General features: G+C 56.3%; 6 protein-coding genes and 1 pseudogene. 3 read left to right on the top strand and 4 right to left on the bottom strand.

What is annotated here, in order from left to right; genetic code table 11:
• Positions 1-236 (bottom strand): annotated as a pseudogene (locus WCG50_RS16415) (isochorismatase); the annotation flags it as partial.
• 114 nt (positions 237-350) lie between these two features.
• On the opposite strand from WCG50_RS16415, the gene WCG50_RS16410 reads away from it, so the two are divergent.
• From WCG50_RS16410 to WCG50_RS16400, 3 genes are all read left to right on the top strand, one after another.
• A complete protein-coding gene (locus WCG50_RS16410; RefSeq protein ID WP_336900672.1) occupies positions 351-932 on the top strand; it encodes a C40 family peptidase in 582 nt (193 codons plus the stop codon).
• A gap of 36 nt (positions 933-968) precedes the next feature.
• Positions 969-1,592: a 3'-5' exonuclease gene (locus WCG50_RS16405; protein WP_336900671.1), complete on the top strand. Its 624-nt coding sequence runs from the start codon at positions 969-971 to the stop codon at positions 1,590-1,592.
• A gap of 65 nt (positions 1,593-1,657) precedes the next feature.
• Entirely contained in the window at positions 1,658-2,659 is a 1,002-nt protein-coding gene (locus WCG50_RS16400; RefSeq protein ID WP_336900670.1) for a Stealth CR1 domain-containing protein, read from the top strand.
• Here WCG50_RS16400 and WCG50_RS16395 read toward each other — a convergent pair.
• The 3 genes from WCG50_RS16395 to WCG50_RS16385 form a co-directional block, all read right to left on the bottom strand.
• Positions 2,656-3,477 carry a MipA/OmpV family protein gene (locus WCG50_RS16395; protein ID WP_336900669.1) on the bottom strand — a complete coding sequence of 274 codons (822 nt, stop codon included), beginning with the start codon at positions 3,475-3,477 and terminating at the stop codon, positions 2,656-2,658. The genes WCG50_RS16400 and WCG50_RS16395 overlap by 4 nt on opposite strands.
• 245 nt (positions 3,478-3,722) lie before the next feature.
• The gene (gene lpdA / locus WCG50_RS16390; protein WP_336900668.1) at positions 3,723-5,561 is read right to left on the bottom strand and encodes a dihydrolipoyl dehydrogenase; all 1,839 of its coding nucleotides are present in this window, start codon (positions 5,559-5,561) and stop codon (positions 3,723-3,725) included.
• Positions 5,562-5,722: 161 nt separating this feature from the next.
• A partial coding sequence (locus WCG50_RS16385; RefSeq protein ID WP_336900667.1) for a 2-oxo acid dehydrogenase subunit E2 occupies positions 5,723-6,240 on the bottom strand: 518 nt, incomplete at its 5' end.

Below are 6,240 nucleotides of genomic sequence, written 5' to 3'. Positions count from 1 at the left end.
CCGCTGAAATGCATCTTGCTCAAGGTCTGAGCGCAAAGCGCTTTGATCTCGGCGGCGTTTTCCCCCAGTTTTGACGGGTTTTGCTCAGTTCCCCACACCGGTACCTCCATCAACTTGGCCAACTGACCCAAGCGCACTGCATTGGCAACTACCAGGGAATTTTCAAAAATGGCGGGCATCAAGCGGATTTGGTAGTCCACCAGGACGAGTTGGGATTGGGCGGCGTCAAGCAACATGGCAAGCTTTCTGGAGAAGTGAGTTCAATTCAGTGAAGCGTAGATTAAACCGCAGCCAAGACCGTAAATCATGATTTTTGGCATGGCACTTATACTGCGACCATGCAAATTTTGATGCGAAAAGCGACAGCCCTGCTGTTTGCCTTCTTATTTACCGCCAGTGTGCATGCCGCACCCGCGGATGCGACCGACTCGATGGACCAACTCCTGATCAACAAAGGCCTGCTGGCAAAGATAGACCAGATGCGCCAAACCGTCGGTGAAACAACATCGGGACTGGTCTTCACGGCCATGGGTTTTTTGGGGGTGCCTTACCGCCGCGGTGGCAATACGGTGGAATCCGGATTCGACTGCAGCGGGTTTGTCCGCGCCACTTTCGAGCAAACCATCGGCTTGATCCTGCCTCGTAAAGCCGAACAGCAAGCCGCAGTCACTGAACGCATTGACCGCTCCGACCTGAAACCCGGTGACTTGGTGTTTTTCAACACCATGCGCCGAGCCTTCAGCCATGTCGGCATTTACATCGGCGAAGGCAAGTTCATTCACTCTCCCAAACCCGGTAGTGAAGTTCGGGTCGAAGACATGGGCATCTCGTATTGGAGTCGTCGTTTTGACGGTGCGCGCCGAGTGCTGACTTTGCAACCAGACCCCCCGGTGCTCCAGGTTGCACCCCTCGCTGAACCTGCTGTTCGCTAGCGCGCCCTTCCCTTTCGGCTTTTACCAGGCCAATTCATGTCACGTTTAACTGCGCCCTCCAGAGATGAAATAGCCGGGCTTGAGCCCCTCATACGCCTTGGTCTTGACAACATCGTTGTCGTTTCCACGCGGCCGGAGGCTGAACTGGCTTTCAAAAAGCTTGAGTTGCATGCCGTGCTCGGTTTCGATACGGAGTCAAAACCCACGTTTGTTCGGGATGAAGTCTCCGCAGGACCCCATGTTGTGCAATTCTCAACATTGCACACCGCCTACATATTCCAGATGCATGACGCAGGGTGCCGTGAGGCGGCGTCTGCGCTACTGGTCTCCAACAGCATTTCCAAGGTCGGGTTTGGACTGGCCGGTGACCATGTTCAAATCATGCGAACCTTGGGCGTCCGCCCCCAAAATGTCCTCGATCTCAATGATATTTTCAGGGAAAAAGGCTATGTCAAAGAACTCGGTGTCCGTAGCGCGGTAGCGGTGCTGTTCAATCGGCGTTTCCTGAAGTCCAAAAAAGCCACCACCTCCAACTGGTCGAATCTGCAATTAACGGAAAGCCAGATCATTTACTCGGCCAACGATGCCTGGGCGGCGATAAAGGTATTTGAGGCACTGGGTCTGCCACAAGGCCAAAAACCCAGCCTGCACAAAAAATAGTCAACTGGGTAAAATCGCGGGCTTGGTCTGGTGGCATCTTCCATCTGATTGGACCTGTTGAAACTATGGATCACTCCCAACCCGTTGACATTGTTTACCTCTGGGTCGACGGCAATGACCCCTGCTGGCGACTCAAGCGCCAACTCGCCTATGAAAAACTAAGCGCCAAGCAGCGCAAGACCATGGCTGTTTACAGCAATGTCGAAGGGCGGTTTCGGGACAACGACGAACTGCGATACAGCCTTCGTGCGCTAGAGCGATATTTCCCGGCGCATGGACATATTTATATCGTCACAGATTCCCAAGCGCCCGCCTGGCTTCATGCGCACCAACAACTCACCGTGATTGATCACCGCGATCTGATTCCTGCAGCATCATTACCAACGTTTGATTCCGGCCATATAGAGTCTTACATCCATCGCATCCCCAACCTGTCAGAACGTTTCTTTTACTTTAACGACGATGTTTTTTTTGGTGCGCCGGTCAAACTGGCAGACTGGTTTTGGAAAAGTGGGGTGTATGTGGGTTGGTCGGATGAACCCGTCGTCAGCAACGAACCCCTTCGGGAGGATGCCACCGCGCTGGACAATGCCTGTCGCTTGTCGCATCAGTGGCTGAGTACGCAGTTGAACACCCAAAAAGTGCCGCACTACACACCGACTTTTCGCACCTTTGCCCACTCACCTCGCCCTCTGATCAAGTCCGTCCTTTTTGAGCTGGAAAGTCTGGCACCCGAACTTTTCGCGATGGTGCGCTCCACCGTGTTTCGCACCTGGGACAAACCGACTATCGTTTCTGATTTTGTGTTGCGCTGGTCGCTAAGCCAAGGCATGGCCAAGGTCCGGGACTACGTCCATGCACACGTTTCAACCGGGGATAAAAACCAACCCGCTGAGCTTTCAGTGCTGAAGTCTTCATTGGGTGAGCTTGATTTCTTTTGCATTAACGACACCACCGACAACGCCCACCCCGACGACCCCCGATTGAGTCAAGTGCGCGATGCCTTGCAACGCATGTTCCCCGATCCCTCACGCTTCGAGCAAGCTGAAGTCGTTGACGCGTTCTAGTTCGCAGCGCGACTCTCAGAACGACTCAGTGTCCACGTTAACCCGACGCCCACGCTGGTGCCATTGGATTGAAGGAAGAGCGGACTGGCACGGTTGGCGGCGCCGTCATAAAGCTCGTAACGGACAAACCCAAATACGCGCACATCCGGTGAGATGTCTTTGGCTGCGCTGAGCCCTAAGCGGGTCGAAATCAGGCCCGCCTGCGCATCGTAAGCCGGTCGTGTGGCGGTAGCAAATTGCGACGAGACACCGTAAAAATAGTTATTCAACTGGCTGTCACCAAATACCAGACTTCCGCTTGCGGAGTAGCGCCAGCCCGAGCTTAAATCCAGGGCTTCATACACCAACTCGGGCTCAAACGACGCGCCCTGGGTGCGCACGCCGTTGTTGAATTCCATTACGGCTCTCAACGGCACTTCCAGCCGAATGCGACTGGTCTGCGTTGGCCGAGCCAAGGTCATCTTCAGACGTGGACCAAACTCGAGCAAGGTCCCCAAGTCAGGCATACCACGGCGTACCGCAATGTCATCTGAACTGGCCGGTAAAGCACCTGAAAAACCAACATCAACCTCGTAGTCATCAGCATGGACGATACGTGCGGCAAAGCTACTGCGGTCGACACGCAGCACATCCCCTCGATATATCAAAAAGGGAAGCACCAGCGCGCGTGACGAGCGCTCGGCAGATCCGGGATAGGCAGGCGTCGAAGCAAGGCCCGCGAAAGCACCAACTTCCCATAAAGGCAAGCTACTGTCTTGCGCCTGGGCGGTCAGCGCTGCTGCAAAAAAAACACCACCGACAAGGAGGGAAAACTTCATTGAGAGTCCTGATGTGAATGAAAGCCCAGCGTTGTATTTCAATGCCAGGCTTTATGTTGCGTTCCCCGACCAGAACACGGGGAATGTTCGCTATTCTATTCAGGCAACCGTGGCAACCCCTAACCGGAAGTCTGACACAACGCCTGGCGAAGTCACTACAGAATCTTAAAACATACAGATAAAAAAACCGCGCAGCCCCCGTAGGGATTGCGCGGCCAGCTATTTAATTAATAGCGGTTAGCGGTTTACTTCCGTGCTGGCGGCAAATCTGTGCAGCTACCGTGTGCCACTTCCGCCGCCATGCCGATGGATTCACCCAGCGTGGGGTGGGGGTGAATCGTTTTACCGATATCGACCGCATCCGCGCCCATTTCAATCGCCAGGGCAATTTCGCCGATCATGTCGCCGGCGTGGGTGCCAACCATGCCGCCGCCCAGAATCTTGCCGTGGCCGTGCGCTTCTGGCGAATCGTCAAACAGCAGTTTGGTGACGCCTTCGTCGCGGCCATTGGCAATGGCGCGCCCTGACGCGTTCCAGGGGAACAAGCCCTTCTTGACCTTGATGCCTTGCGCTTTGGCCTGGTCTTCCGTGAGGCCAACCCAGGCCACTTCGGGGTCGGTGTAGGCCACGCTGGGGATGACGCGGGCGTTGAAGGCGGCGGCTGCGAGCTCTTTGTTGCCTTGCAGTTCACCGGCAATCACTTCAGCGGCCACATGCGCTTCATGCACCGCCTTGTGCGCCAGCATCGGCTGGCCGACGATATCGCCAATGGCGAAGATGTGGGGAACGTTAGTGCGCATCTGGATGTCGACGTTGATGAAACCGCGATCAGTCACAGCGACCCCGGCCTTTTCAGCGGCCAGTTTCTTGCCGTTAGGCGTGCGGCCCACCGCTTGCAGAACCAAGTCGTAAGTCTGCGGTGCGGGGCAGGTTCCGCCCTCTTCCGCTGGTGCAAACGTCACTTCAATACCTTCGGGTGTGGCTTTGGCGCCCACCGTTTTGGTCTTGAGCATGATGTTGTCAAAGCGTGGCGCGTTCATCTTTTGCCAGATTTTGACCAGGTCACGGTCAGCGCCTTGCATCAGGCCATCCATCATTTCCACCACATCCAGGCGGGCGCCCAGCGTGCTGTAAACGGTGCCCATCTCCAGACCGATGATGCCGCCGCCCAAGATCAGCATGCGCTTGGGGACTTCTTTCAAAGCCAGCGCGCCGGTGCTGTCCACCACGCGCGGGTCGTTCGGCATGAACGGCAGGCGCACGGCTTGCGAACCGGCCGCGATGATGGCGCGTTTGAACGCAATGGTTTGCGTTTTGCCGGTTTTCTCTTGGCTCGTGCCCGTGGTTTCTTCCACGGTGATGTGATTGGCGCCGACGAAGGCACCGTAGCCGCGCACGATGGTCACTTTGCGCATCTTGGCCATCGCGGCCAATCCGCCAGTGAGCTTGGTGATGACTTTTTCTTTGTGGCCGCGCAGCATGTCGACGTTGATCTTGGGCGCACCAAAATCAACACCGAGTGGCGCCAGGTGGCTTACTTCGTCGATCACGGCGGCTACGTGCAGCAGCGCCTTGCTCGGGATGCAACCCACGTTCAGGCAGACGCCACCCAATTGGGCGTAGCGTTCGACCAGAACCACTTTGAGGCCCAAATCAGCCGCGCGGAAGGCAGCCGAATAGCCACCGGGGCCGCCACCAAGCACCATCAGGTCGCAGTCCAGATCGACCGTGCCCGCAAAGCTGGAAGCGGTTGGCGCTGGAGTAGCTACTGTATTTATAGCTTCTTGCGCAGGTGCGACGGGGGCTACAGCCTGTTTTGACTCTGAAACCGGGGTCGCAGCGTCGCCCGCCACTTCCATCACCAGCACGACCGAGCCTTCTTTGACCTTGTCGCCCAGCGCGACCTTGAGCTCTTTCACCACGCCGCCGTGGCTGGAGGGAATCTCCATGGAGGCTTTGTCGCTTTCCACGGTGATCAGGCTTTGTTCGGGCTTGATGGTGTCGCCCGGTTTGACCATGAGTTCGATGACGGTGACTTCGGCGAAGTCGCCAATGTCGGGAACTTTGATGTCGATAAGTGCCATTTTTTATTACCAATCAATCAGTACGTTTTTTTCTTAAACCCTTGGTGGGCCACAACGCTCACCGCAGTGTGCGGGGTGTTGGGCTCCGCCGATTTCTGGGCCTTTGGCAGCATGAGGCGGGGCCCAATGCCCCGCACACTGCCGCCTCTTGCTTGGGTCACTCAGAGCAAAACCCGGCGGAAATCGCCCAGGATCTGGCCCAGATAGACGTTGAAGCGGGCCGCAGCGGCGCCGTCAATCACTCGGTGATCCCACGTCAAACTCAACGGCAACATCAGGCGCGGCTGGAACGCTTTGCCATCCCACACCGGCTCCATGGTCGATTTGCAGACACCCAAAATCGCCACCTCAGGCGCATTGATGATTGGCGTGAAGTAACGCCCGCCAATGCCACCCAAGGACGAGATGGTGAACGAAGCGCCAGACATTTCTGCCGGGCTGAGCTTGCCGTCACGCGCCTTCTTGGCCAGATCGCTCATTTCCTGCGATATCTGGAAGATGCCTTTTTTATCGCAATCCTTGATCACCGGCACCATCAGGCCGTTGGGTGTGTCAGCCGCAAAACCGATGTGGAAATACTGCTTGTAGATGATCGCGTCGCCGTCGAGCGAGCTGTTGAAATCGGGGAATTTCTTGAGCGCTGACACGCAGGCCTTGATCAGGAAGGCCAGCATGGTGA

This window comes from Rhodoferax sp., assembly GCF_037143375.1.
Lineage (GTDB): Bacteria > Pseudomonadota > Gammaproteobacteria > Burkholderiales > Burkholderiaceae_C > Rhodoferax.
This window is presented reverse-complemented; position numbering and strand designations above follow the sequence as displayed.

Excerpts from the sequence above, each read along its gene's own strand:
- WCG50_RS16410 (WP_336900672.1), top strand. The coding sequence starts at position 351 with ATGCGAAAAGCGACAGCCCTGCTGTTTGCCTTCTTATTTACCGCCAGT.
- WCG50_RS16405 (WP_336900671.1), top strand. The coding sequence starts at position 969 with ATGTCACGTTTAACTGCGCCCTCCAGAGATGAAATAGCCGGGCTTGAG.
- WCG50_RS16400 (WP_336900670.1), top strand. The coding sequence starts at position 1,658 with ATGGATCACTCCCAACCCGTTGACATTGTTTACCTCTGGGTCGACGGC.
- WCG50_RS16395 (WP_336900669.1), bottom strand. The coding sequence starts at position 3,477 with ATGAAGTTTTCCCTCCTTGTCGGTGGTGTTTTTTTTGCAGCAGCGCTG.
- lpdA (WP_336900668.1), bottom strand. The coding sequence starts at position 5,561 with ATGGCACTTATCGACATCAAAGTTCCCGACATTGGCGACTTCGCCGAA.